The sequence below is a fragment of the Nocardia sp. NPDC059229 genome, from assembly GCF_042754165.1.
GTDB lineage: Bacteria > Actinomycetota > Actinomycetes > Mycobacteriales > Mycobacteriaceae > Nocardia.
Genome location: NZ_JBHZAK010000004.1, coordinates 416238 through 441616, shown reverse-complemented (window position 1 = coordinate 441616; position 25379 = coordinate 416238). Strand labels below are relative to the sequence as shown.

The 25379-nt window shown below is 68.1% G+C and carries 25 protein-coding genes and 1 pseudogene; 13 read left to right on the top strand and 13 right to left on the bottom strand.

Going from position 1 to position 25379, the window contains the following annotated elements; translation table 11 throughout:
• Positions 1 to 2 precede the first annotated feature (2 nt).
• Positions 3 to 944, bottom strand: a complete 942-nt coding sequence (locus ACFXHE_RS13345; RefSeq protein ID WP_379382772.1) for an ABC transporter ATP-binding protein — start codon at positions 942 to 944, stop codon at positions 3 to 5.
• A 108-nt stretch (positions 945 to 1052) separates the two neighbouring features.
• Between ACFXHE_RS13345 and ACFXHE_RS13340 the strand changes: the two genes are divergently transcribed.
• Complete coding sequence (locus ACFXHE_RS13340) at positions 1053 to 2225, top strand: sensor histidine kinase (protein WP_379382770.1); 1173 nt, start codon at positions 1053 to 1055, stop codon at positions 2223 to 2225.
• A gap of 4 nt (positions 2226 to 2229) precedes the next feature.
• On the top strand, positions 2230 to 2877 hold the full coding sequence (locus ACFXHE_RS13335) for a response regulator (protein ID WP_379382768.1): 648 nt from the start codon (positions 2230 to 2232) through the stop codon (positions 2875 to 2877).
• A gap of 16 nt (positions 2878 to 2893) precedes the next feature.
• Here the strand turns inward: ACFXHE_RS13335 and ACFXHE_RS13330 are convergent, their stop codons facing one another.
• Positions 2894 to 4318: an MFS transporter gene (locus tag ACFXHE_RS13330; protein ID WP_379382766.1), complete on the bottom strand. Its 1425-nt coding sequence runs from the start codon at positions 4316 to 4318 to the stop codon at positions 2894 to 2896.
• A 102-nt stretch (positions 4319 to 4420) separates the two neighbouring features.
• On the opposite strand from ACFXHE_RS13330, the gene ACFXHE_RS13325 reads away from it, so the two are divergent.
• The gene (locus tag ACFXHE_RS13325) at positions 4421 to 5401 is read left to right on the top strand and encodes a helix-turn-helix transcriptional regulator (RefSeq protein ID WP_379382764.1); all 981 of its coding nucleotides are present in this window, start codon (positions 4421 to 4423) and stop codon (positions 5399 to 5401) included.
• 79 nt (positions 5402 to 5480) lie between these two features.
• Positions 5481 to 6815 (top strand): MFS transporter, encoded by a 1335-nt coding sequence (locus ACFXHE_RS13320; protein ID WP_379382762.1) that lies wholly within the window; start codon positions 5481 to 5483, stop codon positions 6813 to 6815.
• Positions 6816 to 6834: 19 nt separating this feature from the next.
• On the opposite strand, the gene ACFXHE_RS13315 is transcribed toward ACFXHE_RS13320, so the two are convergent.
• The gene (locus ACFXHE_RS13315) at positions 6835 to 7446 is read right to left on the bottom strand and encodes a TetR family transcriptional regulator (protein WP_379382760.1); all 612 of its coding nucleotides are present in this window, start codon (positions 7444 to 7446) and stop codon (positions 6835 to 6837) included.
• Between the two features lie 221 nt (positions 7447 to 7667).
• Between ACFXHE_RS13315 and ACFXHE_RS13310 the strand changes: the two genes are divergently transcribed.
• The 3 genes from ACFXHE_RS13310 to ACFXHE_RS13300 are packed head-to-tail and all read left to right on the top strand — an operon-like array spanning position 7668 to position 10259.
• Positions 7668 to 8732: a ferredoxin reductase gene (locus tag ACFXHE_RS13310; RefSeq protein WP_379382758.1), complete on the top strand. Its 1065-nt coding sequence runs from the start codon at positions 7668 to 7670 to the stop codon at positions 8730 to 8732.
• A 30-nt stretch (positions 8733 to 8762) separates the two neighbouring features.
• Positions 8763 to 9911, top strand: a complete 1149-nt coding sequence (locus ACFXHE_RS13305; protein WP_379382757.1) for a fatty acid desaturase family protein — start codon at positions 8763 to 8765, stop codon at positions 9909 to 9911.
• On the top strand, positions 9912 to 10259 hold the full coding sequence (locus ACFXHE_RS13300) for a hypothetical protein (RefSeq protein WP_379382755.1): 348 nt from the start codon (positions 9912 to 9914) through the stop codon (positions 10257 to 10259). It abuts the gene before it with no gap.
• 51 nt (positions 10260 to 10310) lie between these two features.
• Here the strand turns inward: ACFXHE_RS13300 and ACFXHE_RS13295 are convergent, their stop codons facing one another.
• The gene (locus ACFXHE_RS13295; RefSeq protein WP_379382753.1) at positions 10311 to 10937 is read right to left on the bottom strand and encodes a DUF4254 domain-containing protein; all 627 of its coding nucleotides are present in this window, start codon (positions 10935 to 10937) and stop codon (positions 10311 to 10313) included.
• A 462-nt stretch (positions 10938 to 11399) separates the two neighbouring features.
• Between ACFXHE_RS13295 and ACFXHE_RS13290 the strand changes: the two genes are divergently transcribed.
• A complete protein-coding gene (locus tag ACFXHE_RS13290) occupies positions 11400 to 11720 on the top strand; it encodes a hypothetical protein (protein WP_354834445.1) in 321 nt (106 codons plus the stop codon).
• A gap of 340 nt (positions 11721 to 12060) precedes the next feature.
• On the opposite strand, the gene ACFXHE_RS13285 is transcribed toward ACFXHE_RS13290, so the two are convergent.
• The 4 genes from ACFXHE_RS13285 to ACFXHE_RS13270 are packed head-to-tail and all read right to left on the bottom strand — an operon-like array spanning position 12061 to position 15962.
• Positions 12061 to 12621: an ATP/GTP-binding protein gene (locus tag ACFXHE_RS13285; protein WP_354835302.1), complete on the bottom strand. Its 561-nt coding sequence runs from the start codon at positions 12619 to 12621 to the stop codon at positions 12061 to 12063.
• A gap of 16 nt (positions 12622 to 12637) precedes the next feature.
• Positions 12638 to 13075, bottom strand: coding sequence for a DUF742 domain-containing protein (locus ACFXHE_RS13280; protein ID WP_379382751.1), 438 nt, complete (start codon positions 13073 to 13075; stop codon positions 12638 to 12640).
• Positions 13072 to 13500, bottom strand: coding sequence for a roadblock/LC7 domain-containing protein (locus ACFXHE_RS13275; RefSeq protein ID WP_354834451.1), 429 nt, complete (start codon positions 13498 to 13500; stop codon positions 13072 to 13074). The genes ACFXHE_RS13280 and ACFXHE_RS13275 overlap by 4 nt, the downstream gene beginning before the upstream one ends.
• Positions 13501 to 13511: 11 nt before the next feature.
• Positions 13512 to 15962 (bottom strand): nitrate- and nitrite sensing domain-containing protein, encoded by a 2451-nt coding sequence (locus tag ACFXHE_RS13270; protein ID WP_379382749.1) that lies wholly within the window; start codon positions 15960 to 15962, stop codon positions 13512 to 13514.
• A gap of 385 nt (positions 15963 to 16347) precedes the next feature.
• Between ACFXHE_RS13270 and ACFXHE_RS13265 the strand changes: the two genes are divergently transcribed.
• Positions 16348 to 16989: a DUF4389 domain-containing protein gene (locus ACFXHE_RS13265; protein ID WP_379382747.1), complete on the top strand. Its 642-nt coding sequence runs from the start codon at positions 16348 to 16350 to the stop codon at positions 16987 to 16989.
• Here ACFXHE_RS13265 and ACFXHE_RS13260 read toward each other — a convergent pair.
• From ACFXHE_RS13260 to ACFXHE_RS13250, 3 genes are all read right to left on the bottom strand, one after another.
• Positions 16953 to 17834, bottom strand: coding sequence for an ATP-binding cassette domain-containing protein (locus ACFXHE_RS13260; protein ID WP_379382858.1), 882 nt, complete (start codon positions 17832 to 17834; stop codon positions 16953 to 16955). The genes ACFXHE_RS13265 and ACFXHE_RS13260 overlap by 37 nt on opposite strands.
• Before the next feature lie 104 nt (positions 17835 to 17938).
• Positions 17939 to 18754, bottom strand: a complete 816-nt coding sequence (locus tag ACFXHE_RS13255) for an ABC transporter permease (protein WP_379382746.1) — start codon at positions 18752 to 18754, stop codon at positions 17939 to 17941.
• The gene (locus tag ACFXHE_RS13250; RefSeq protein ID WP_379382744.1) at positions 18747 to 19550 is read right to left on the bottom strand and encodes an ABC transporter permease; all 804 of its coding nucleotides are present in this window, start codon (positions 19548 to 19550) and stop codon (positions 18747 to 18749) included. The genes ACFXHE_RS13255 and ACFXHE_RS13250 overlap by 8 nt, the downstream gene beginning before the upstream one ends.
• A 209-nt stretch (positions 19551 to 19759) precedes the next feature.
• Between ACFXHE_RS13250 and ectB the strand changes: the two genes are divergently transcribed.
• Positions 19760 to 21022 carry a diaminobutyrate--2-oxoglutarate transaminase gene (ectB, locus tag ACFXHE_RS13245; protein ID WP_379382742.1) on the top strand — a complete coding sequence of 421 codons (1263 nt, stop codon included), beginning with the start codon at positions 19760 to 19762 and terminating at the stop codon, positions 21020 to 21022.
• A gap of 87 nt (positions 21023 to 21109) precedes the next feature.
• On the opposite strand, the gene ACFXHE_RS13240 is transcribed toward ectB, so the two are convergent.
• Both ACFXHE_RS13240 and ACFXHE_RS13235 read right to left on the bottom strand, forming a co-directional pair.
• Positions 21110 to 22126, bottom strand: a complete 1017-nt coding sequence (locus ACFXHE_RS13240) for a hypothetical protein (protein ID WP_379382740.1) — start codon at positions 22124 to 22126, stop codon at positions 21110 to 21112.
• Positions 22102 to 22641 (bottom strand): annotated as a pseudogene (locus ACFXHE_RS13235) (serine/threonine-protein kinase); the annotation flags it as partial. The pseudogene ACFXHE_RS13235 and the gene ACFXHE_RS13240, both read right to left, overlap by 25 nt.
• A gap of 150 nt (positions 22642 to 22791) precedes the next feature.
• Between ACFXHE_RS13235 and ACFXHE_RS13230 the strand changes: the two are divergent.
• From ACFXHE_RS13230 to ACFXHE_RS13220, 3 genes are read left to right on the top strand one after another with little or no spacing between them, the layout of a single operon-like run.
• On the top strand, positions 22792 to 23604 hold the full coding sequence (locus tag ACFXHE_RS13230) for an ABC transporter permease (protein ID WP_379382738.1): 813 nt from the start codon (positions 22792 to 22794) through the stop codon (positions 23602 to 23604).
• Positions 23577 to 24380 carry an ABC transporter ATP-binding protein gene (locus tag ACFXHE_RS13225; protein WP_379382736.1) on the top strand — a complete coding sequence of 268 codons (804 nt, stop codon included), beginning with the start codon at positions 23577 to 23579 and terminating at the stop codon, positions 24378 to 24380. The genes ACFXHE_RS13230 and ACFXHE_RS13225 overlap by 28 nt, the downstream gene beginning before the upstream one ends.
• The gene (locus tag ACFXHE_RS13220; protein WP_379382734.1) at positions 24377 to 25372 is read left to right on the top strand and encodes an ABC transporter substrate-binding protein; all 996 of its coding nucleotides are present in this window, start codon (positions 24377 to 24379) and stop codon (positions 25370 to 25372) included. The genes ACFXHE_RS13225 and ACFXHE_RS13220 overlap by 4 nt, the downstream gene beginning before the upstream one ends.
• Positions 25373 to 25379 lie beyond the last annotated feature (7 nt).

The following is a 25379-nucleotide window of genomic DNA, read 5'->3' as shown; positions in this document are numbered from 1 at the left end:
TGTCACATCACCTTTTCCGGCGTCGCGAGGGCCGAACTGGCAGAGGCGAACTCGGCGGAGTCCGCCGTCAGAGCGAGGTACGCCTGCTCCAAAGTTCCCGACTCGTCGGCAAGTTCGAGGACGGGAACCCCGGCTCGGACGAGCAGCGGACCGACCGTGCCGACCCGCGCACCGTTGACATACCAGCGCCCCGAATCCTCGGCGACCGGATCGAAGCCGGCATCGGTCAGCACGGTGCGCAACGGTTCGGGGGAGTCGGTGCGAATCCGGACCCGCGGCCGGGCATGGCGATCGATGAAGTCGTCGAGTCCGGAGTCGGCGAGGACCCTGCCACGACCCAGCACCACGAGATGGTCTGCGAAGGAGGCGGTTTCGGTCATCAGATGGCTGGAGACGAACACCGTCCGGCCCTCGTCGGCAAGGCCGCGCAGCGTGCTGCGGAGCCAGATGATGCCCTCCGGGTCGAGCCCGTTGGACGGCTCGTCGAGCATCAGGACCGGCGGGTCGCCCAGCAGTGCGGCGGCGATCCCGAGCCGCTGACGCATGCCCAGCGAGAACATCTTGATCCGTTTGCCGGCCACTGTCTCGAGACCGACCGCCCCCAGCACGTCGTCCACGCGCCGCCGGGGAATCCCGCCCGCGGCGGCGAGTGCCGACAGGTGCGCGAACGCGGTCCGGCCCGAATGCATCGCGAACGGGTCGAGGAGTGCGCCGATGAGACGCTGCGGACGGTGCGCGGCGGTGAACGGGCGACCGGCCACTGTCGCACGGCCCGAGGTCGGCCGATCCAGGCCGAGCACGAGCCGCATCGTGGTGGACTTGCCCGCGCCATTGGGACCGAGGAAACCTGTGACCCGGCCCGGCTGCACCGCGCAGGTGACCCGGTCCAGCACCCGCTTCGGGCCGTAGTCCTTGGTCAGCTCGTGAAGGTCGATGGTGGTCATGGACCTCAGCCTGGTTCCGCGTCGCGGCTGTGTCCTCCCGCTGCCGGGTGAATCGTCTCCCCAATTCGGGGGAGCCGAGCCCCGGAAGGCGGCTGGCACGATGAAGCCATGATCAGTTCGGTCGCGTCACGCCTTTCCGATCCGGTGACGTACTCGCGCGGGCTGCATCTGGCGCTGCCGCTCGCCCTGGTGGCAGTGTGGCTGTACATCGATCGCACCCACTGGTACCTGCCTGCGGCGCTCGCCGTACCGGTCGGGCTGATTCCCGCGACACGCTTGGCGGAGGGTCTGCAGGCACAGCTGTTTTTGATCCACCGCGAACACGGTGGGCCCCAACGTTCGATCACGGCCGCCCGTTCGGTGGACCGGTCGGATCGATGGCGGACCGTGCTGTGGCTGGAAGTCCGGCTCGGACTGAGCGCGATCCTGCTGGAGACATGTGTGCCGGTCGTACTGCTCACCCGGGACCTGGTGCGCGCGGCGACCGGGAGCCCGCCCGCCCACGACGCCATCATCCGAATCATGCACCCGCACTGGTGGTTCGGGCTGCTGATACCGCTGACCATCGCCCTGCTCGGCATCGTTGTCATCGGCCTGGGCGACCTGGTCACCGCCGCGGCACGCACGCTGCTGGCGCCGTCCGCGGCGCAGCGGCTGCGAGCCCTGGAGGAGAGCACCGAGCAACTGCTGCAACACAATCGGATCGCACGCGAACTGCACGATTCGATCGGCCACGCCCTGACCGCCGCGGTCCTGCAGGCTGGTGCCGCGCGCGCGACCGGTGACCCCGAGTTCACCGAGCGCGCCCTGACCGCCATCGAGGACACCGGGCGGGCCGCACTCGAGGATCTGGATCGGGTCCTGCTCGTGCTGCGCGAGCCACACCGTCCGATCCATGAAAGACCGACCCTCGCGGACGCCGAACGGCTGTTCGAAGCAGCCCGGTCCGCCGGTGCGACGGTCGACGCAGTCGTAATCGGTCCGCTGCACCGGATTCCGGGTCCGGTCTCGCGGGAGGGCTACCGAATTCTGCAGGAGGCCATTACCAATGCCATGCGTCACGCTGGACGGGTGCCGATCGAGGTTCGGGTCTTGTCCGGGCCGGACCGGCTCGACCTCGATATCGCCAACGAGCTGATCGGCCCGATCTCCGCCGGCGTCGGAACCGGGCTCCACGGCATTCGCGAGCGTGCCGAACTGCTGGGCGGATCGGTGCGGCTCGGTGCCGAGGACGGCAGGTGGCAGGTACGAGTCGAGCTACCGATCCAGGTCCGGAGGTGATCGAATGCCTGTGACAGTCCTGCTCGTCGACGATGAACCACTCGCTCGCGCGGGCCTGCGCGCGATCCTCGATGCCCAGCCCGACATCGAGGTGATCGGCGAGGCCGCCGACGGCGTAGCCGTCGTTTCGCTGTGCAGACAGCTGAATCCCGATGTGATCGCCTTGGATGTGCGAATGCCGTTGATGGACGGCATCGAGACCACCCGTGCCATCCTGCGTTCCACCGCGCGGCCACCGAAGATCCTGGTGATCACCACGTACGAGAACGACGATTACGTCTACGCCGCCCTGCGCGCCGGCGCCGACGGATTCCTTCTCAAACGAGCCCGTCCCGCCGAAATCGCCAACGCGGTACGGACTGTCGCAACCGGGGATTCGCTGCTGTACCCCGCCGCCGTCCGCGCGCTCGCTCACGGGCGCGGGAATCCCCGCGCCCGTGAGCAACTCGTTCGCGCCGGCCTCACCGACCGTGAGGAAACCGTCCTCCTGCTGATGACCCGCGGACTGTCGAACCGGGAAATCGCCGACCAACTCCACATCGGAGCCGAGACCGTCAAGACCCACGTCAGTGGCATCCTCACCAAACTCGACGCCCGGGATCGCACCCAGGCCGTGATCCTGGCCTACGAATCCGGCTTCGTCGACCGCTGATTCGAATCCTGAGCGGTCAGCGGGCGGCCCTGACCGCGAGGGCCGCGGCGACCAGGAGGGTGATGCCCTCGGCCGTGGCGGTGGCGCCGACGGCGTGGGCAGCGGAGAGGGCGGTGGAACCGGCGAGGGTGAGGAATGCGGTGCCGAAGGCAGCCACGCCGATCACGACGCCCAATTGGACGCAGGTGACGAGGATGCCGCTGGCGTCGGCGGCGAGGGCCAGGGGGATCTTGCTGGTGGCGCGGGCCATGAGGGGGCTGAAGGCGAGGCCGTAGCCGATGCCCATCACGCCGAAGACGGTCAGTTCGAGCGGGCCGATGTCGCGGCCGCCGCGCATCTGCAGGCCCATGACGATGGTGGTCAGGGCGGCGACCAGCAGGCCGGTGGGGATCATCGCGCGGTGGAGGCGGGCGGGGATGCGGGTCCAATTCAGGCTCACCAGGCCGAACGTCACGCCATTGGGGAGGAACAGGAGTCCGGCGTGCAGAGCGCTGTAGCCGAGGGTGGACTGGAGATGGATGGTGAGGACGAAGACCCAGCCGCCGAAGGTGCACATGACCAGGAACAGGGTGGCCGCGGTGAGCACCAGGCCGGGGGCCCGTAGCACGCGGTCGGCGAAGAGCGGTTCCCCGCCGCGGAGGTGCACCCAGCGCTCGACCAGGGCGAAGGCGGCGAAGCCGAAAGCGGACGCGCCCAGGGTGATTCGGGTCCACAGCGGCCAATCCTGTTCGTGCCCGAGCACCAGCGGCACGACCAGCGCCAGGACCGAGCCGGTCAGGACGGCCAGACCGGCCAGGTCGAGCTTGCGGTCCACGCCGGTCGTGACGGCCGGCAGGATGCGCGGGGTGGCGGCGAGCAGTGCCAGGCCGATCGGCACGTTCACCAGAAACACACCGCGCCAGCCGGTTCCGGCGATATCGCTGCTCACGATGAGGCCGCCGAGGATCTGGCCGACGACCATGCCGCCGGAGATGACGGTCGCGTAGGCCGACAGCGCCCGTGCCCGGGCGGGTCCGGTGAAGGAGCGCTGCAGGATGGTCATCACCTGCGGCACCATGGCCGCCGATCCGACGCCCTGCAGGAACCGGAAGACGATGAGCGCCCCGGAGCTCCAGGCCAGCCCGCATGCCAGCGAGGCGAGGGTGAACAGCGCCAGCCCGGTGACGAACAGGGTGCGCTGCCCGAACCGGTCACCCAGCCGCGCGCCGGTGACCAGGAGCACCGCGTACGCGATCACGTATCCGGAGACGATGAGCTGCAGCCCGGAACCGGTGGCGTGCAGGGAGGTTCGGATGGAGGGGATGGCGACGTTCACGATGGAGGCGTCGAGTACCGCCATGAACTGGCCGAGCAGGATGACGGTCAGGACTGCGAGGGGACGTCGGACGGCTACCGGGGCGGGAGCCGCCGCGGGTGGAGACTGGGTCAGGCTCTGTGTCATGGGAATCAGCGTGCGCGGCGGCCGAAGCGGCGGACAGGAGTCTGTCTATACGGGTACTGGCACCACCTGGATACCCCTAGCGAATACCGTCACCATGGAGTGATGGTGTCAGCCTCGGGTTTCAACGGCGTCGAGACAATCACGGAAGCGGCCGTGCGCAATGGCAATTCGCGGTCGGTGCGCAAGACCCGGCGCGAGGAGATGTCGACCTTCCTGAAGTCGCGGCGGGCGCGCATCCGCCCGGAGGACGTCGGCCTGCCCGCGGGCGCGCGCCGGCGCACTCCGGGGCTGCGGCGTGAGGAGGTGGCGCAGCTGGCGGGGGTGGGGATCACCTGGTACACCTGGCTCGAGCAGGGGCGCGACATCAATTGCAGTGTCCAGGTGCTGGATGCGATCGCCCGGGCGCTGTGCCTGGACGGCGCGGAGCACGCGCACCTGTACCGGCTCGCCGACGTTCCGACCGCGCCGACGCCGATCACCGAGGAGTTGGTGCCCGAGGAGGTGCAGATAATCCTCGACCACATGCATCCGCTGCCCGCCGCCCTGTTCAGCGCCAAATACGATGTGCTGGCCTGCAATACCGCCTACTCGACGATGTATCCGATGTTCATGAGCGGCTCCCGGAACGTGCTGCGCAAGGTCTTCCTGGCCGACGAGTGCTGCACGCCCTACCCGCCCCACTCGGAGCCGGACCACCTGGCCCGCATGGTCGGCTACCTGCGCGCCGCGTACGCCCGCAACCTCGGCGACCCCGAATGGGTGGAATTCATCGACGACATGGTCTCGGCGAGCCCGCATTTCGCGGAACTCTGGGCACGTAACGACGTCGCCCTCCCGCTGGGCCGCACCCGCATCATCCGCAACCTCGCCGTCGGCGAACTCGAGATGTACATGACCAGCATGTCCCTGCCCTCCATCGCCGGCGCGTGGATGCAGGTCTGGACGCCGTCCGACCCCGAAGCCTGGGACAAACTCCACGCCCTGCTGTCCATGACGACCGAAGAGCGCCATCGCCCCTGGTCCGAACACGTCGAGCAGGCCCACGGCCGAACCCTCACGATCGACGACCGCGCCTGGGCCTGAGCGGTTCTCGCATGTGCGTGACGCGCGGGGTGCGCGGATGTCGCGCGGGAGGGCAGTGGGGTCGCCTAGTCTGCGCTGCATGAGCGAGCGCTCGGGAGACGTCACCGTGGGTCAGGCGACCGGGCGGGCGACGGTGCTGGCGTGGGGGTTCTGGGACTGGGCGGGCGCGGCGTTCAACGCGGTGATCCTGACCTTCGTGTTCTCGGTGTATCTGACCGACAAGGTGGGCAAGGATCTGCCGGGCGGGATCTCGCCCAGTGCCTGGCTCGGGTGGGCGCTGGGAGCGGCGGGGCTGGTGGTGGCGGTGACCGCGCCGGTGGCCGGGCAGTGGTTCGACGCCACCGCCAGACGCAAGCTGGCGCTGGGACTGCTGACCTCGCTGACGGTGCTGGTGATGGCGGCCATGTTCTTCGTGCATGCCGACTACCACTACCTGTGGCTGGGATTGGCCCTGCTGGGCGTGGGTTCGGCGACGTTCGAGCTCTCGCATGTGCCGTACTTCGCCATGCTGCGGCAGGTGTCCACGCCCGCCAATGTCGGGCGGGTGTCCGGGTTCGGCTGGGCCATGGGCTATTTCGGCGGGATCATCCTGTTGCTGATCAGCTATGCCGGCTTCATCGCGGGCAAGGGCGACTATCGCGGACTGCTCGGCGTGCCGATCGAGGACGGGCTGAACATCCGCCTGGTCGCGGTGCTGGCGGCGGTCTGGTTCGCCGGATTCGCGGTGCCGCTGTTCCTGTTCGTTCCCGAGGTGCCGCGCACCATGGCCGACCCCGGTGCGGCGGTGCGGGGCCGGTCGTTCCTGCGCTCGTACGGGGTGCTCTTGCGCGACATCCGGGAACTGTGGCGCGTCGATCGGCGCACCGTGGCGTTCCTGCTGGCCAGCGCGGTGTTCCGGGACGGCTTGGCCGGGGTGTTCACCTTCGGCGCGATCCTGGCGGTGCGGGTGTACGGCATCGCGGACTCGGATGTGCTGCTGTTCGGCATTGCCGCGAATGTGGTTGCGGCCCTGGGCGCGCTGGTCGGCGGCCGGTTCGACGACCGCACCGGCCCGAAGGCGGTGATCGTCACCTCGCTGGCGGGCATGATCGTGTGTGGAGCGTTCCTGCTGGTGCTGTCCGGTCCGCTCATGTTCTGGATCTTCGGCCTGGCGCTGACCGTATTCGTCGGCCCCGCACAGGCTTCCGCACGCTCGTTCCTGGCCCGGGTGTCCCCGCCCGGCCGCGAGGGTCAGATGTTCGGGCTCTACGCCACCACGGGTCGCGCCGTATCCTTCCTGGCCCCAACCCTTTTCGGCTTCTTCGTCTGGGCGTTCGACGCCGAGCGGGCGGGAATCGTTGGCCTGCTACTCGTCTTGATCGTCGGCCTGATGCTATTGTTGCCGGTGCGCGGAGATGATGTGCGCGGCCGCTGATTTCAGGGACGAAGCACACCTATGAGGGCCGCCACGCACCCATGCCGAGCGCGATGAGCCGCACCTGCAGCACCGCACGCTCCACGGTCCGCACGCTCTCCCGGGATTCGGCCATCAGGTAGTCGGCGATCCGGTCGGCGACCGTGGACACGATGAGATCCGCGGCCAGCTCCAGATCATCGGGCGACCATGCGTCCAGCGCCCGCACCCGGGACAGGTCGACCACCAATTCCCGTTCGATGAGCTGCATTTCGACCGCGATGGCCCCGCGCAGCGCGGCCGAGCCGCCGTGGCGTTCGCGAATCAGGAAGCCCCACAGATCGCGTTTGCCCTCGACCTGGTCGAAGACGAAGCGCACGGTCTGCGCCAGCGTCGGGTTCGGGGTGCGCCGCATTTCCCGTAGCGCCAAGCGCAATTGACGCACGCCTTCTTCGACCAGCGTGGTGCCGAGTTCGTCGAGTGAGGTGAAGTGCCGGTAGAACGCGGTGGGCACGATGCCGGCCGAGCGTGCGATCTCACGCAGGGACAGGGCGGCGAAGCCGCGGTCCGCGGCCAGGGCGAGGGTGCCGTCGAGTAGCGCCGCGCGGGTGCGCTCCTTGCGCTCTACTCGGGTAGCTGCCTGCTCGCTCATCTCGATCACCATACATGCGTTCACATTCGTTCCATTCGCAAGATGTCGTGTGGGTCACACGAACTGCCGGTTGAACTGGAGTGGCTTCGCCCGGCACACTATTTCAGTGTACAGATGTGCACCGAAATCCATCGGGGTCCGGTATGACATCGAGGTCACGCCGGAGGCGCATCGACTGCGAAGAGGCGTCGCTCAGCCCGGCGACGCGACAGGAGGCTCACATGGTCGGACTACTCGACCTGGTGCAGAAGACAATGACCACCCCGCACCCGCTGGATCGCTACCTCGAGCTGGTGCGCCCGACCCTGACCCGGCGCTCGATGCGCGCGGAGATCACCCACGTGCGGCGCAGCGCGGTCGGCTCGGTCACCCTCACCCTCAAGCCCGCCCGGCAGTGGTCCGGGCACGTGGCGGGCCAATACGTGCAGATCGGCGTCGTGATCGACGGCGTCCGCCACACCCGCTGCTATTCGCCGGTCAATGCCGAGGGGCGCCGTGACCGGCACATCGAACTCACCGTCAAGGCCCACCCGCACGGCCTGGTCTCGAACCACCTGCACGAGAACGCGATTCCCGGCATGGTGGTGGACCTGGAGCCCGCCGCCGGCGTGTTCCACCTGCCCGAGCCGCGGCCCGAGCAGATCGTGCTGATCAGCGGCGGCAGCGGCATCACGCCGGTGCTGTCCATGCTGCGCACCCTCGCCAACGAGGGCTACCGCGGCCGCATCCTGTTCCTGCATTACAACCGTTCTCCGGAATGGGTGCCGCATCGCCAGGAACTCGAGGCGATCGCCATGCAGCACGGCAATGTCCGCATCGAATTCCGCTACCCGGAGACCCAGCGCGACGCCCACTTCGGCTACGACGAGCTGGAGTCCCTCGCGCCCTGGTTCCCGTCCGCGCCGACCTACCTGTGCGGACCGCCCGGCCTGATGGCCGCGGTGCGCACCGTCTACGAGGCCGAACAGCTCGGCGATCGGCTGCACAGCGAGGAGTTCACCCTCACCACCGCGGTCGTGGACCCGGCCGACGCCGAGGGCAAGGTGACCTTCTCCGGCAGCGGCGTGGTCGCCGAGAACACCGGTGCGAGCCTGCTCGAGCAGGCCGAATCCGCGGGCCTGAGCCCGGCGTACGGCTGCCGCATGGGCATCTGCTTCTCCTGCACGGCCGTCAAGCGCAGCGGCTGCACCCGCAACCTGCGCACCGGGGAGCTCGACAGCGACCCGGACCAGCCCATCCAGATCTGCATCAACGCCCCCGTCGGGGACGTCGACCTCGCTCTCTGACTCATTTCTGCCATCTGAACAGGAGGGATCATGGCGATCCTCACCGAAACCACCGAGGGCCCGCTGGTGCTCAGCGTCGATCAGGTCGAGGAGATCGGCCGCGAGCTCGACGCGCTGCGCGCCCGCATCACCGCGGACCTGGGCGACCGGGACCGCGAGTACATCTACCAGGTCATCAAGGTTCAGCGCGGCCTGGAGATCGCCGGCCGCGGCCTGCTCTACCTGGGCTTCCTGCCGCCGTTCTGGCTGGCCGGCGTGGCCGCGCTGAGCGCGTCGAAGATTCTCGACAATATGGAGATCGGCCACAACGTCATGCACGGCCAGTGGGACTGGATGCGTGAGCCGACCCTGAATTCCCGTGTCTTCGAATGGGATACGGTCTGCCCTGGCGACCAGTGGCGGCACTCGCACAACTACATGCACCACACCTATACCAACATCCTCGACATGGACCGCGACATCGGTTACGGCATCCTGCGCGTGGACGAGGCGCAGAGCTGGAACGTGCTGCGGCTGGGCAACCCGCTCTACGCCTTCGCGCTGATGGTCGCGTTCGAGTGGGGCGTTATGGGCCACGACCTCGAGATCGAGAACATCGTCCGGGGCAAGAAGTCCTGGCAGGAGGTCAAGACGCTGGTCAAGGGCCAGTGGCGCAAGGCCAGCCGGCAGGTGCTCAAGGACTACGTGGTCTTTCCGGCGCTGACCGGACCGCTGTTCCTGTCCACGCTGGCGGCCAACTTCACCGCCAATATCGTGCGCAACCTGTGGACGTTCTCGATCATCTTCTGCGGCCACTTCCCAACCGGCGTACAGACGTTCACCCAGGAGGAGTGCGCCGAGGAGACCCAGGGCGAGTGGTACGTGCGCCAGATGCTGGGCTCGGCCAATATCAAGGGCAGCAAGCTCTTCCACATCATGTCCGGCAACCTGTCGCACCAGATCGAGCACCACCTGTTCCCGGATCTGCCGGCCAACCGGTACCCGGAAATCGCCCCCGAGGTGAAGGCGCTGTGCGAAAAGCACGGCCTGCCCTACAACACCGGACGCTTCTCCCGGCAGATCGGTTCCGTGTGGTTGAAGCTGGTCAAGCTGGCGCTGCCGCCGTTCCTGGTCAAGAATTCAGCACAGGCCGGTGTTATCGTGATGCGCCGGGGGCAGGCGAGCGAAGTGGGCGTGTAAATGATTTCCAAATTCGAGAGCAACAAGGATCTGATCCAGGAATTGACGTCGTCGGGAGCACGACACGTCGGCAATATCGCCTCGATCATCACCGGCACCGTCGCCGAGGTGACCCGCGAGATCGGTGACTGGATCACCGACGCCATCGAGATGCGTGAGGCCGCCGCCGCTGCCGCGCAGGATGCGGCCGCCCAGCGCGCCGCGAACCTGACCGACGACCTCGACGACGAGGTCGGCGAAGCCCCGGAATCCGCACCCGCACAGGATGATTCGGCGACGAAGCCGGTCCGTAGCGAGCGCGTGACCGATTCCGACGTCATCGACGCAGAGGTCATCGACCCGCGTTAGCTCTCGGGGGTGCGGGGGCGAAGCCCCCGAGAGCCCCCGGAGTCGGGCTCCTCACCAGGTCGGCAGTCGCCGGCGATGCTGGGCGACCTCCGTGATCAGATCCCGATAGCCGTCGGCGAGCTCGGCGAGCCGGTACCACTGCAGGTGGGCCTCCGTGTCCACCCCGCGGCGGGGCCGGTCCTCGCTGATGCGATGCGCCACCGCGCGGTGTGTCTCCTTCTCCACCCCATGGTGGGGCCGCGCTCGCCCGTCGCCTGCTTTCGGAGCCCGCGTCGGCTCGGACTCGGTATTGCCCAGAGCCCGTTGTGCGGCAACCCATTTCGCGGCCATCCGGTCGATGACCGCGCCGAGGGTCTCGGTGTGCAACGAGGCCCCGGCGCGGTGCGGAATGTTCACCGCCACCCAGTCGTCGATGCGGGCCACCAGTTCGGCCCGGCGCTCGTCGATCCGGTCGACACGGTGGGTGCTGTCGGCGACATCGTCTGGGGTGGCGTCGGCGGCATGCGCGGTGTCCAGGGCGCGATATCGACGCTCGTGGCATCGCACCAGTTCGTGGGCTGATTCGAGGACGTCGCGATCGCGACGATCGGAGCTGACCGGTTCCCGGAAGGCGCGCAACAGCGTTGATGGCGATGGGAGCTCGGCCCCGAAACCCGCTCCGGTGTAGTCGATTGCCATGATTCCCACCCTCGGCGTCGCATGCGTGGATGCGCCAGGGCCGAGGGGGTTTCGGGGAGGGGCTCCCCTCGGCTCCGGCGCAGCCCCGCACCCGGAACGCAACAGCCCACCACCAGCGACACGGTGAAGTAACCGGGAAATCCGCGACGATGCGATGAGAAGACTGTCCGATAATGCGGGACATATTCAGGAAAGCGCGATAGTCGGAGGGGCGCAACCATCCGGCGCGTGATCGGCGAAGCTGCCTGAAAATCGTTATACAGCATTACAAGACGGTCACATGGCCGCGGCGGTTGAAGGCCGATCGACACCTCTGCGGGCGGTGTGTGAGACAGGTTCGAGTGCTGGGCTCGACCGGGGCGAGGCTTCCCGCCGGCGGGTACGGTTACCGAGGCTTATGAATAGCTACCTGTGCGGCGTGCCGAGGGCGCGACGCGCCGTAGTCCGTTAGCCTCGATATTCGTGCCCGCCTATGCGTCGTCGCCGGAACTGCGATTCGGTTTCATGTTCGCGCTGGAAGACCCCGAGCGAATTGCCGAAGTCGTCCGTAATCTGATTGTTCGCCGGACGGTGTCGGTATTCCGTCTCGCGCATCTGTCCAGCGACAACGGACCGCCCGATCGGTTTGTCGTGAACTGGGGTGCGCTGCCGCAGGTCTCCGTCACGATCGCCGCGCCGGACCCCGACGAATTACGTTCCAGCGGAACGATGCTGGTCAACGCGTTTCTGGGGGAGGACGGCGAGGTGAGCCTGTATTCGGCGGGCGCGGCGCCGCCGCAGTAGGAACTGGACGGTCCTCTCCCTGTGACGGGCCGCACAGCCCGTCTTAGCGACCTCTCAGCTACCGACAAGGTTCGCCTCAGTGTCCCTCGGCAGTGTGGGTCCGGTCGCCGAACGGAAATCCCGGACGGCGGCGTCCACTAGAGAGAGGTTGAAACATGATCCCGGTTATCATCCAGACTGGTTCCGCTGCGCTGAACGGCGTGCTGAACACCGGTAGTGCGGCCCTGGGTGGTCTGCTCAACACCCTGTGGACGGGATCCTTCGGCCGTTAATTCGCAATAGAGCGAAGGGTTTTCGGGCAATCGCCCCGGGTGCGTTCGCATCCGGGGCGATCTTTTTGTCAGACGGCCAGGGCGGGAGCCCGGCGGGCCTGGAGGATCTGCTCGAGCAGGGCCACCAGGACGAGTTTCACCGATTCCCGGTCGCGGGCATCGCAATCCATGAGGTGGATGGTGGGCGAGAGGTCCAGCGCCTCGCGGACCTCGTCGAGCGCGAAACGCGGTCCGGCCTCGAAGCGGTTGACCGCCACCACGAACGGGGTGCCGCGCTGCTCGAAGAAGTCCAGCACGGGGTAGCAGTCCTCGACGCGGCCGGTGTCGACCAGGATGACGCCGCCGAGCGCGCCGTCGAGCAGGTCGTCCCAGAGGAATTCGAATCGCTCCTGGCCGGGGGTGCCGAACAGGTAGAGCACCAGGCTGGGGTCGAGGGTGATGCGGCCGAAGTCGAGGGCCACGGTGGTGGTGGTCTTGCCGGTGGCCAGGCCCGGATCGTCCAGTCCCACCGACACTTCGGTCATGGCGGCTTCGGTGGCGAGCGGCTCGATCTCCGAGATCGCTCCGATGAAAGTGGTCTTGCCGACGCCGAATCCACCGCTGGTCACGATTTTCACCGAGGAGGCCAGCGGTACGTCGGCGGGGTCAGAGGTTCCGAACAAGGTCCCGGATCCTTTCCAGAGCAGCGGTGGAGAGTTCATCGGTCCGGCCGACCGAGACGTGTCCTTCGGATACCAGATCGCTCACCAGCACCCGCGCCACCCCGATCGGAACCCGCAGGGCCGCACCGATTTCGGCGATGGAGTGCGGGCGCTGGCACAATCGCACCACCCGTTCCAGCTCGAACCGCAGCGGCGCGGACAGGGCCGCGGGGGTGGCGCGCACCAGGGTTTCGATGCGCAGGCCGTCGACTACCGGCGTGGTGCGCCCCGAGGTCATCATGAACGGTCGCACCACCTGTTCCTCATCGTCGGCCAATCTCGTATCTCGCGTGGGTTTTTCGGACGCGGCGGCACCGGACCAGCCGCGCGGGCGGCCGGGCGCGATCATGCGTGCGTCCGGCAGCCGATGCGAATCATTCATCGGCTCAAGGACTCCCGCAATTCGGTGATCAGGGCCGGGGTCAGCAGCGCGCCGGCACGGTCGGCCAGCACGGCCATCTGATAGCCGACCAGGCCCACATCGGCGCCGTTGTCGGCGATCACGCCGATGCAGCTGCCATTGCTCATGGCCGAGACCAGCAGGAATCCGCGCCCCATCTCGATCATGATCAGCCGCAGGCCGTCGAAATCGTAACTGCGCGAGGCACTTCGGCCCAGGCTGGTGAGCCCGGAGACGATGGCGGCGAGCCGGTCGCCCGCGGTCCGGTCCAGGCCCTGGGACATGGCCATGAGTAGTCCGTCGGAGGACACCGCCACGGCGTCGCGCACCCCGTCGGTGGTACGCACGAAGTCGGCCAGCAGCCAGTTGAAAGTGTGCGGATCGGTGTCGGTGTAGTGGGTCGTCACCCGGTGTCCTCCTATGCTGTCGATCCGGGCCGCGGCGGTTCGCCGGTCTGCCCGCGCTGATGGCCGGACCGGAATCCGGCGAGCATGCTGCGTATCTCGTCGGGTGAGCGGTCCGCGACCGGCGGGGCGGCCGGCCGTGCGGCCGCCGGTTGGGCGCCGCCCGGTGTGACGCCCGGATTCTCGCGAGTCTTCCGGTTCCGCTTGACGAGACCGTTTCGCGTACGTTGCACCTCCGGGACAGCTCCCGAAACCTCGGTCGCCGCTCCCGGTGAGCTCGCCGGAGCCAGGCCCGCCGGGGGCCCCGCCGCCGGTGGCTGAATGGCGAACGAACCCGTGGTCGGCCCGCCGAAGAGACGCTCGGCGGCGGTGGCATGCGGTGGGGCCGCCGGGGTATGCGGCGCAACGGTCGGGGTGGGGGTGGGCAGCGGAACGAGCTTGATCGAGTTCGGGCTCGCGGATGCGCCATTGGCGACGTCGTCGTGGCGGGGTGTCGCACGCTGCGGGCGTTCCGTGTCGCCGGAGCCGGGGGTGTGCCCCGAGCTGTGGCGGCCCGGTTTCGGGTCCGGCATGGTGTCGGCGACCGTCGGAAGCTGCGCGCCCGCAGCGTGTTTCGAATCCTCGGGCGGGGCGGGAAGCTCCGCGCCGGGGTCGCCGAGCAGGTCGTCCGGCAGCAGCAGCCGGGCCACCACGCCACTGGTCGGGGACACGGTGAGCTCGACCTCGATGCCCAGGCGCCGGGCCAGCCGGCCGACCACGTAGTGGCCCAGGAAGCGGGTGGGCGCGACGAGGAAGTCGGCTTCGCCACGCAGGCGGGCATTGGCGGTACTGAGCTGGTCGGGCGGCATGCCGACGCCGTGGTCGACGATGGCGAGCATGTAGCGCGAGCCGAGCCGGCGGCCGTAGATCTCCACCTCCAGATCGGGCGGGGAGAAGGACAGCCCGTTCTCGATGAGTTCGGCCAGCATGTGCGCGACCTCGCTGACATGCGCGCCCGCGATGGAGATCTCGTCCACCCGGCGCAGCACCACCCGCCGGTAGTCGTCGACCTCGGACAGACCGGCGCGGATGACGTCGGTCAGCGGAATGGGTTTCGACCAGCGGCGCGGGCTGGACTCGCCGACCAGCACCAGCAGGCTCTCGGCATTGCGCCGCATGCGGGTGGCCAGGTGGTCGAGCTCGAAGAGGTTGGCCAGCGTGCTGGGGTCGAGCTCCTCCCGCTCGAACTCGCTGATCAGCCCGAGCTGGCGGCGCACCAGGTTCTGATTGCGCCGCGCCAGGTTGGCCATGGATTCGGTGCTGTTGCGGCGCAGCCGCGCCTGCGCGGAGGCGAGTTCGTAGGCGGTGGTCTGCACCCGGTCCAAAGCCCGTGCCACGGACACGATCTCGGCGCCCGCGCTCTCGTCGGCGTGCACCGGTTCGGGCGGGTCCGGGTCCGCGCCCTCGGAGGTCTGCCAGGCTTCGATGAGCTGCGGCAGTCGTTTACCGGCCACCCGGTCGGCCTCCTCGGCCAGCTCGGCCAGCGGCCGCACGATCGCCCGCACGGTGGCGACCACCAGCGCCACCTCGGCGGCGATGGCCAGCAGCGCGGCCAGCACGTAGAGGGACAGGCGCAGGGCGGCGTCGCGGCGCAGTTCGCTTGCCCGGGAGGTGATCTCGCCGCCGATATTGCGCTGGACGGTGCGTTCGCCGTCGATGATGGAGCTCATCTGGCGCCACCAGTCGGAGGGGTTGACCGATTCGGTGATCGGACCGCGCTCGGAGGCGAGGGCGATGGTCTCCGCGTCGCCCGCCCGCGCCGACTCGTCGGTTCGCATCGCGGTGTAGAGCTGCGAACGCTGCGCGGGTGTGGCATCGCGTTCGAAGGCCGTCACGGCGGCCTGTCTGGCGGCTCGGATATCGAGGAACTTCACGTACTCGCCCGGTGCGAACGCGCCCGCGGCGAAGACACCGTTGAGGAAGCCGCGTTCCTGACCGGTAAACTCCTTGACGTCGCCGAGCGCGTAGAGGCTCTGCAGCCCCCGCCACAGCCGGCCGTCGAGAGCGTGATCGAGGCCGGGCCGCGCCTGGTTCAGCGTGCCGATCGCATTGGTATAGAAGGTGAACGAGGCCGACCGGTCGGCGCGACCGGCGTCCACATCGGCGCGCGTGGCGGTCACCCCGGAGAACTGCTGGAGCGCGGTGCGCACCAGATCGGCCCCCGGCGGCTGCTGGTTCAGCGTGGAGTTGAGCTCCTGCAATGCGCTGTCGGTGGCCAGGCGCTGATTGCCGAGCGCCGTGCGGGACGCGGCGTCGCCGCCGAGCAGTCCATTGGTGAGACCGCGCTCGCGCTGTACCTCGTGGACCAGGTCCTGTACCGCCAGCGCGAGATGGACCGACTGGGCGGTGTCCCCGGTGTCGCGGTAGTCGTTCACCTCGCGGGTGATGACGATCGTCAGCAGCGCCAGCACCAGCGCCACCGACACGATCAGAATGCGTCGCAGACGAGCCCGGATAGTGCGTGGCCGGATCAATTCCATTGGCGGCGTGAGCTTTACGTTACCCGATGGCAACAGTTTCGCCGGACGCACTCTCACTCGGTCTCCCGTAAATCAGCTGTCGTGCCGACCCGGGCCGGGCACATGGAGAATAGTCAGCAACGTCGCACACCCGACCCCGGGCCGCAATTCGAAACAAGTCGATGTGGTGTGCGGAACTCGCCGTCGCGCGCGCTATTACAAATCTGGTCACAATGTGTGAGAAGCAGATGTGATCTTCGCGTCGCCGGGGAAACATTGCGGTGAACAACGGCTCACCGCTGTTCCGGCGGCTGTCGGATGGAGGCCGCCGCGCTCGAGAGGAGTGACGGACATGCAGCCCAGTCCCGCTTATCCGGTGCGTGTGCGGGGAGACCTCGACCCGGGGTTGTCCCGCTGGATGTGGATAGTCAAGTGGATACTCGCCATTCCACACTATGTTGTGCTGATCTTCCTGAGCATCGCGTATCTGGTGGTGAGCATCATCGCTTTCTTCGCGATCCTCATAACCGGCTCGTATCCGAGAGGGCTCTTCGATTTCAATGTCGGCGTGCTGCGTTGGAGCTGGCGAGTGCGTTTCTACGCGCTCTCGCAACTGGGAACCGACCGCTACCCGCCGTTCAGCCTGCAACCCGATCCGGACTACCCGGCTGATCTGGAAGTCGACTATCCCGAGCAACTGAATCGCTGGATGGTCTTGATCAAGTGGTGGCTGCTGGCGATTCCGCAGTATCTGATCGTCGCCGCGTTCATGGGCGGCGGCCGCAATCAGCTGTCACTGCTGCCGATCCTGCTGATAGTCGCCGTCATCGGCCTGCTGTTCACCGGCGCGTATCCGCGGGGCCTGTACGACTTCGCCATGGGCGTCAACCGCTGGACGTTGCGGGTGCGCGCCTACGCGTCCCTGATGACCGACGCCTACCCGCCGTTCCGGCTCGATCAGGGCGCGAGGGAGCCCGACGCCGCGGCCTCGTAGAGGCGCCGCACCACGTCCTCGATATCGGGTTCCTCGATGGAGAGGTCGCGGACCTCGGCGCGCGCCGAGACTGCCGTGAGCAGCTGTGCGGCAGTGGTGATCTCGGTGTCGAAGGCCAGCCGCTGCCGCATGCCCGCGCCCTGACTGTCGAGCAGTTTGGCGCCGGGCAGGTCGGCCAGGTCGGGGGTGGGCTCGACGAGATCGACGGTGAGCACGCGTTGCGCACCGACGGTCGCGCCGAGGCCGGTCAGCGAGCCGTCGTAGACCAGCCGGCCGTGGTCCACCACCAGCACCCGCTCGCACAGCCGCTCGATATCGCCCATGTCGTGGGTGGTGAGCAGCAAGGTGGTGCCGCGCTGGGTGCGCTCGTAGCGCAGGAATTCGCGTAATCGCTGCTTGGACAGCACATCCAGGCCGATGGTCGGTTCGTCGAGAATGACCAGTTCGGGTGAATGCAGCAGGGCCGCCGCGACTTCCGCGCGCATGCGCTGGCCCAGCGACAGCTGCCGGACCGGGGTGTCGAGGGTGCCGCCCATCTCCAGCTGCTCGACGAGCTCGGCGGTGCGGGTGCGCGCCGCCGCCGGGGTGAGCCGGTGGATGGCGGCCAGGATCGAGAACGATTCGCGCAGTGGCAGATCCCACCACAGCTGCGAACGCTGCCCGAACACCACACCGATCCGCCCGGCCAGTTCGCGGCGCTGCCGCACCGGGTCCAGCCCGCAGGTGCGCAGCCGACCGGCCGAGGGCACCAGGATGCCGGTGATCATCTTGATGGTGGTGGACTTGCCCGCCCCGTTCGCACCGATGTATCCGACCGCCGCGCCCGGTTCGACCCGGAAGCTCATATCGTCCACCGCGGTGAGCACCTCGCGCCGGCGCCGCCAGCGGCCGTCCTTCTTGCTCAGCACGAAAGTCCTTGTCAGGCCCTCGATGTCGATGATGGCACCGTTCACCCGCCGCCTCCTTGATAGTGCCTGGTCCCGAGTCGCCACAGGAACAGCGCGGCCGCCCACACCCACGCCGCCGCCACCGGCGCCGCCCAGGCCAGCCAGCTCGGCAGCAGGGCGGGCCCGGACAGCCCGAGCAGCGCGATGGCGGGCAGATACGAGGTGAAGGCGACCGGAACCAGAAATCCGAACACGAGTTTCATCGGTGCCGGGAACACCGAGGTGGGTTGCATGGACGCGTACGACCCGCCGTAGGTGAAGGCGTTGGTCAGCTCCGCGCCGTCGATGAGGAAGAACTGCGCCCCGGCCGCGCACACGAAGAGCCCGGCGAAGATGGCGATTCCGGACAGCACCGTGACGGCGAACAGCACCAGGTGCGCCGGGGTCCACTGGATGTCGTTGCGTGCCAGGCCGAATGACAGCACGGTGGCGGCCACCGCGATGCGTGCCACCCGGCGCAGCTGGATATCGCTGGTCATGAGCTGCAGCAGCAGGGGTTGCGGCCGCAGGTAGAAGGCGTCCAGCTTGCCCATCCGGATGTAAGTGGGGAGCGTGTCGGCGTGCCCGACCACCATGTCGGCGATGGCGAAACAGGTGTTGCTCATGCCGAACAGCAGCAGCATGGCGTTCAGGTCCAGCCCGCCCAGTCGGGGCACATTGTGGAAGATCACCCACATCTCGGCGAACTCCACCAGCCCGATCAGGAAGGCGCTCACCACATCCGCGGCGAAGGACAGCGGATAGGCGCGTTGCGCGCGCACCCGCGAACCCAGCACCGCACGGTAGGGCGTCAGCCGGGAGGGACGTGCCTCACCCACCCTGCACCTCCAGTTTGCGGCGCCCGGCCCGCAGTAGCAGCTGCCCGGCGCCCACCAGCACGGCCAACCAGAAGCATTGCACGACAACGATTTCCACCGCATCCCTGCCGGCCGTGCGACCGGACAGCACATCGATGGGCCACTGCAGCATGGACGGGAATGGCGTGGCGTAGGCAATGTCGCGCAGCCAGCTCGGAAACAGGTGCACCGGCGCGAACAGCCCGGCCAGGAAGGTGCCCAGGATCATGTGCAGGGCGCGCAGCCCGCGGGTCTCGATGAGCCAGAACCCGGCCAGGCTGACCGCGAACATGGACAGGAACGACAGCGTCATGGCCAGCAGCAGGCTGAGGGCGCCCAGCACGTACGGTCCCGGCGTATCCGGGAACGCGAGCCCGAAGGTGAGCACGCCGACGAGAATGCTGGGTATGCCGCGCGGTAGCAGAGAGAACGCCGCCCGGCCGAGATATTCGGCCAGGTGCGCGAATTGGATGTCGATGGGCCGCAGGAGGTCGATGGCGACGTCCCCGGTGCGGATGCGCTCGACGATGTCGGGCAGCGTCCAGAAGGCGATGGCGCCCAGCAGTCCCTGCGACAGCCAGATGTAGGCGCCGATGGTCCCGCGGTCGTAGCCGCCGAATCCGCTGTTCACGCGCACGGCCGTCATGAGCACGGCCGCCCGCACGAAGCCGAACACGAGATTGGTGAACAGGCCCGCCAGCATGGCGAGCCGGTAGTGCGATTGCCTGCGAAACCCTGCCTTGACCAGCTGCCAGTTGACCCCCACGTCGCTGCGCACAAGAGGTTGACACTACGGGTGCGGTCGTTGTCCTGCAATGGAGTTGCGTGGCCCCCTCGTGCGGGACCGAGTTATGCTCGATGCCGGTTTGTTGCGGTGCGCGTCACGCACGGAGCATCCGCGTCCGATTCGCGGGAAAACGGGTTCACGGCTCGGTTCCTGTGATAGAAACATCAGCGTTTCACTTAGTTGCGACGCTAGGACCGCTGATGACCATTGCCGACACGAACGTTTTCGAGGCTCTCGAATCCAATGTGCGTGGTTACTGCCGTTCCTGGCCGACGGTGTTCGACACCGCCAGCGGCGCCTGGCTCACCGACGAGAGCGGCAAGGAGTACCTCGACTTCTTCGCCGGCGCAGGCGCGCTCAACTACGGCCACAACAACCCGCTGCTCAAGCAGGCGCTGATCGACTACCTGCTCGGCGACGGCATCACCCACGCCCTGGACATGTCCACCGTCGCCAAGCGCCGGCTGCTCGAGGCCATGCGCGACCTGGTGCTCGTGCCGCGCGGGCTGGACTACAAGGTTCAGTTCCCCGGCCCGACCGGAGCCAATGCCGTCGAGGCCGCACTCAAGCTGGCGCGTAAGGTCACCGGCCGCACCACCGTCCTGAACTTCACCAACGCCTTCCACGGGATGACGCTGGGCGCGCTGTCGGTCACCGGCAATGCCGCCAAGCGCGCCGGCGCGGGCGTTCCGCTGGTGCACACCACCCCGATGCCCTACGACGGCTATCTGGATGAGCCCGAGGACTTCTCGTGGATGCGCCGCGCCCTCGACGACAGCTCGTCCGGGCTGGACAAGCCCGCCGCGGTCATCGTCGAGACCGTGCAGGGCGAGGGCGGGATCAATGTGGCCCGCGCCGAATGGCTGCGGCAGCTGTCCGAATTGTGCTCGGCCCGTGGCATTCTGCTCATCGTCGACGACGTGCAGATGGGCTGCGGCCGCACCGGCCCGTTCTTCTCCTTCGAGGTCGCGGGCATCACCCCCGATATCGTCGCGCTCTCGAAGTCGATCGGCGGCTACGGCCTGCCCATGGCGCTGGTGCTCATGCGCCGGGACCTGGACCAGTGGGCGCCCGGTGAGCACAACGGCACCTTCCGCGGCAACAACGCGGCCTTCGTCACCGCCGAGGTCGCGCTGCGCCACTACTGGTCCGACGACCGCCTGCAGCTCGCCACCCTGGCCAAGGGCGCGCGCGTGCACGAGCACCTGGTCGCGCTGACCGAATCCTTCACCGGCATCTCCACCCGCGGCCGCGGGCTGGTGCACGGCCTGGTCTTCGAGGACGCCTCGCAGGCCGAGAAGGTCTGCCAGGTCGCCTTCGAGCACGGCCTGCTGGTCGAAACCTCCGGCGCCAACGACGAAGTCGTGAAGCTGCTCCCACCTCTGACCGTCAGCGATGACGAGATCACCCACGGCCTGGGCATTCTCACCCGCGCCGTGGAGATCGTCCGCGACGGCCACTAGACGTCGGCCACCGCCCACACCGGTGCCGACCCGGTGCCGGGTTCCCAGCTGCGGAGGGAACCCGGCACCACCCATTTCTATGCCTTTCTATGTCGTGAAATGCTGCTGGAACCAGGCGAACAGGGCCGCGTTGTTCTTGGGCGAGTTGCCGGGATACTCGGCTGTCGATCCGGTGACCACCACGAACAGGTGCAGGTCCTCGTACACCGCGACCAGGACGTCGCGGGCCGGATCATCGGTCTTGTCGGTGTAGCAGAAGAACCGCCCGATGGGGGTGCTCTGTTGTCGCCAGACATCATCGGCGCCACCGCCGCCGCAGGCATGGCCGGGAAACTGACCCAGGTCGGCCTGATACACGGTCTTGGTGGTACCGCTGTTCGGGAATCCGACGAAGGAGACCCCCGGGTCGTCGATCTTGGTATCGCAGTCGAGGATTGCGGTGGCCGGGCCGACGGGCGGGTTGCCGTGCCGGCAGTTGGTATCGATGTACGGGGCGTTGAGATGACCGAGCAGGGAGCGGTCGCCCTCGGTGAAATCGTCGGGGTCGTGGGCGTTCTCCTGGGACCGGAACTGTCCGAGGTTCCCTTTCTCGTGATAGTCGCGCAGCGCCGTCTTGTCGGCGCCGTCCCAGATGTATGCGGCCATCGCCAAATCGGACTCGTCGGTAATGACCAGCGCCGGATTGCCCGCCGCCGACGTGGTGCGGTCGGTGTAGCAGGCCTTTCGCCCGATCTCCTTGCCGTCGTCCATCGAGGCGCCGTCCTTGCCGGGCGGATCCGAGGGACAGCTGGTCGCGCCCATCACGCCGAGAAAGGCGGTGTTGTAGTAGTCGTGCAGCGCGTTCGCGGTCCGGAATCGGAAGAAGTGCGCCTCGGGTGCGGATGTGGCCGGGTTCGGGTCGCAGACGATGAAGGACAGGACGGCCTGGTCGGAGGACCCGTGCGCGCAATTGGCCCGGTGATATCCGGTCCCGGCGACCACCGAGAGCAGGTCGATGTCGGGACCGCGCAGGGTCGCCGCGTCCCCGATCGCCGTGCCCGGTTTCGTCCGCTGTGAATAGGCCCAGCCCGCGAAAGTCAGTGCGGCCGCGACGAGAACGAGCACACGTCGGTGCTGGGTCCGAGGTCGAGTGAGGAGAAGCGCTCGGGGGCCATGTAGCGGAAGGAGCCGACCGCCCCGCCGTCCTGGGTGAGCGACTCGTCGGTGGCCGACTGCGCGATCCCGAAATCCACCAGGTAGACGAAGCCCTCGTGGGTGACCAGGATGTTGTCCGGCTTCACGTCCCGGTGCAGCAGCCCGTCCCGATGCGCGGCGTCCAGCGCGGCGGCGACCTGCTCGACCACCGCGACCGCGTCCTCCGGCGCGCCCGGCCCGTGCCGGTGCAGCAGTGAGCGCAGGCTGTCGCCGTCCACCAGCCGCATGTCGTTGTAGAGCCGGCCGTCGATCTCCCCGTAGTCGTGGATCGGGACGACGTGCGCCTCCCGCAGCCGCGCGGCCGCGTGCGATTCGCGCTGGAACCGCTGCCGGTACACGGTGTCCTCGGCCAGGCGTTCGGGCAGCACCTTGATGGCCACTGTCCGGTCCTTGACCGTGTCGTAGGCCTGGTACACCTCGCCCATGCCCCCGCGCGCAGCTGGGGCGGGAGCAAGCCCAGAATCACGCGGATTACAACCGGTGACCGGGCCGGGCCGGACCGGCAGGGTCGGGGTGTGGCGGACGAAGGCTCGCGGCCGCCACCGTCCCCGTCCCCGTTCGCCCGAGGTGCTGTCGTGTCCGCAATTGCCGTGCAGGCCAGGCCCATTACCGGCCGGCCACGCCTGCCGAGCGTCTCCGTGCTGGCGCGCTTCGTCGCGCCGGTGCTGCTGGTGGTGGTCTGGCAGCTCGCCAGCTCGACCGGTGTGCTGCCCGAGCGGCTGCTCGCCTCCCCGGTGACCGTCGTGCAGACGGCCGTCGACCTGATCAAGGACGGCACGCTCACCAAGGCCGTGTCGGTGTCGCTGCAGCGAGCCGCGCTGGGCTTCGTCATCGGCGCGGTGGCCGGCATCGGGCTGGCCCTGCTGGCCGGGCTGAGCCGGGCCGGGGAGTACCTGGTCGACCCGCTGATGCAGATGCTGCGGACGCTGCCGTTCTACGGCCTGATCCCGCTGTTCATCCTGTGGTTCGGGATCGGGGAGCTGCCCAAGATCGTGCTGGTCGCCTTCGGGGTGGCGATTCCCCTGTACCTCAACACCTTCGCGGGTATCCGCGGCGTGGACGGCAAGCTGGCCGAGCTGGCCCGGGTGCAGCGGCTGAGCCGGGCGGGCCTGATCCGGCACATCGTGCTGCCGGGCGCGCTGCCGCAGACACTGGTCGGCCTGCGTCAGTCGCTGGGCGTGGCCTGGCTGGCGCTCATTGTCGCCGAGCAGGTCAATGCCGACGCGGGTCTGGGTTTCATGATCAACGACGCCCGCGAGTTCCTGCGTACCGACGTGATCGTGGTCGGCCTGCTCGTCTACAGCGTGCTCGGGCTGCTCACCGACGCGCTCGTTCGTTCCATCGAGAGGAGAGCGCTGTCATGGCGACGCGGCTTCCTGGCACCCTGACCGATTCGGTGATCGCGGCGACGCTGGCCGAACTGGAGGAGACGGCGGCGACCCCGGCCGCGGCCGATTCCCCGGTGGTGCGAATTCGGGATCTGGTCAAGGACTTCGGCGAACGCCGCGTCCTGCACGGACTGGATCTCGATATCCGCGCCGGCGAATTCGTGGCCCTGCTCGGGCGCAGCGGCTCCGGTAAATCCACCCTGCTGCGGGCGCTGGCGGGCCTGGACGACGAGACCGGCGGCGAGCTCACCGTATCCGGAGAGGTCGCGGTCGCCTTCCAGGAACCGCGCCTGGTGCCGTGGAAACGCGTGCGCGACAACGTGACTCTCGGACTGCGTCATGAAAACCCCAGGGCCGCCGCCGCAGCCGCGCTGGCCGAGGTGGGCCTGGCGGCGCGCGGCGAGGCCTGGCCGCTGACCCTCTCCGGCGGTGAGGCGCAGCGGGCCTCACTGGCGCGCGCCCTGGTCCGGGAGCCGGATCTGCTGCTGCTCGACGAACCCTTCAGCGCCCTGGATGCCCTGACCCGCATTACGATTCACGGCCTGGTGCTGGACCTGTGGGCGCGGCATCGGCCCGGCGTGCTGCTGGTCACCCACGACGTGGACGAGGCGGTGCTGCTGGCCGATCGTGCCCTGGTGCTCGACGGCGGCCGGATCGCCCGCGAGATTCCCATCGACCTGCCGCGCCCGCGTCGGCGCGACCATCCCGAATTCCTGGCCCTGCGTACGGCATTGCTCGCCGAGCTGGGTGTCACCCCGGAAGGAACCACCGAATGAGATCCAAGCGCCTGTTCGCCGCCCTGGCGGTCGCCACCGCCCTCGTCAGCGCGGCGTGCTCGTCCCGCAATGACGACACCAAGGGCGTGAACGCGGACGGATCGGTGGACCTGTCACAGGTGACCCTGCACATCGGTGATCAGAAAGGTCTTGCGCTGCAAGCCCTGCTGGAGGTCTCCGGCGAGGGCAAGGGACTCCCGTACAAGGTCGAATGGTCCACCTTCACCGCCGGACCGCCCCTGCTCGAGGCCATCAATGCCGGATCCATCGACTTCGGCGGCGTCGGCGACGCTCCGCCGGTGTTCGCGGCGGCGGCCAAGTCCCAGATCAAGATCATCGGGTCCTACGACTCCGGGGCGGCCGGGAACGGTCTGGTGGTGCCCAAGGACTCGTCGATCAAGGATCCGAAAGACCTGCGCGGCAGGAAGATCGCGGTCACCAAGGGCAGCTCCGCGCACTACCACCTGTTGTCGGTGCTGACCAAGGCCGGGCTCACCTTCTCCGATATCGAACCGCAGTACCTGCAACCCGCCGACGCGCTCGCCGCGCTGTCCACCGGGCGGGTGGACGCCTGGACGGTCTGGGATCCCTATGTGGCCCAGGCCGAACTGAGCGGCAATCGGGTGCTGGTGGACGGCACCGGCTACGTGAAGCCGGACAGCTTCTTCGTCACGGGCTCGAAGACGTTGCAGAACAAGGCGAATGCGGCCGCCGTCCGGGACCTGCTGGTGCGCATCCAGCGTGCGCATGTGTGGATCACCGGCCATCGCGAGGACTGGGCCAAGCAGTCGGCCGCCATCACCGGGGTGCCCTACGACGTCACGCTCCTGGCCGTGAACCGCGCCAACTACCAGGATCACCCGCTCGATGACGCGACGATCGTCGCGGAACAGCAAGTGGCCGAAGGTTTCTCCGACGCCAAGCTGATTCCGGGCAAGGTCCGGATCGCCGACTTCATCGACACCCGCTACAACGATCGATTCACCTCCTAGGAGTCCC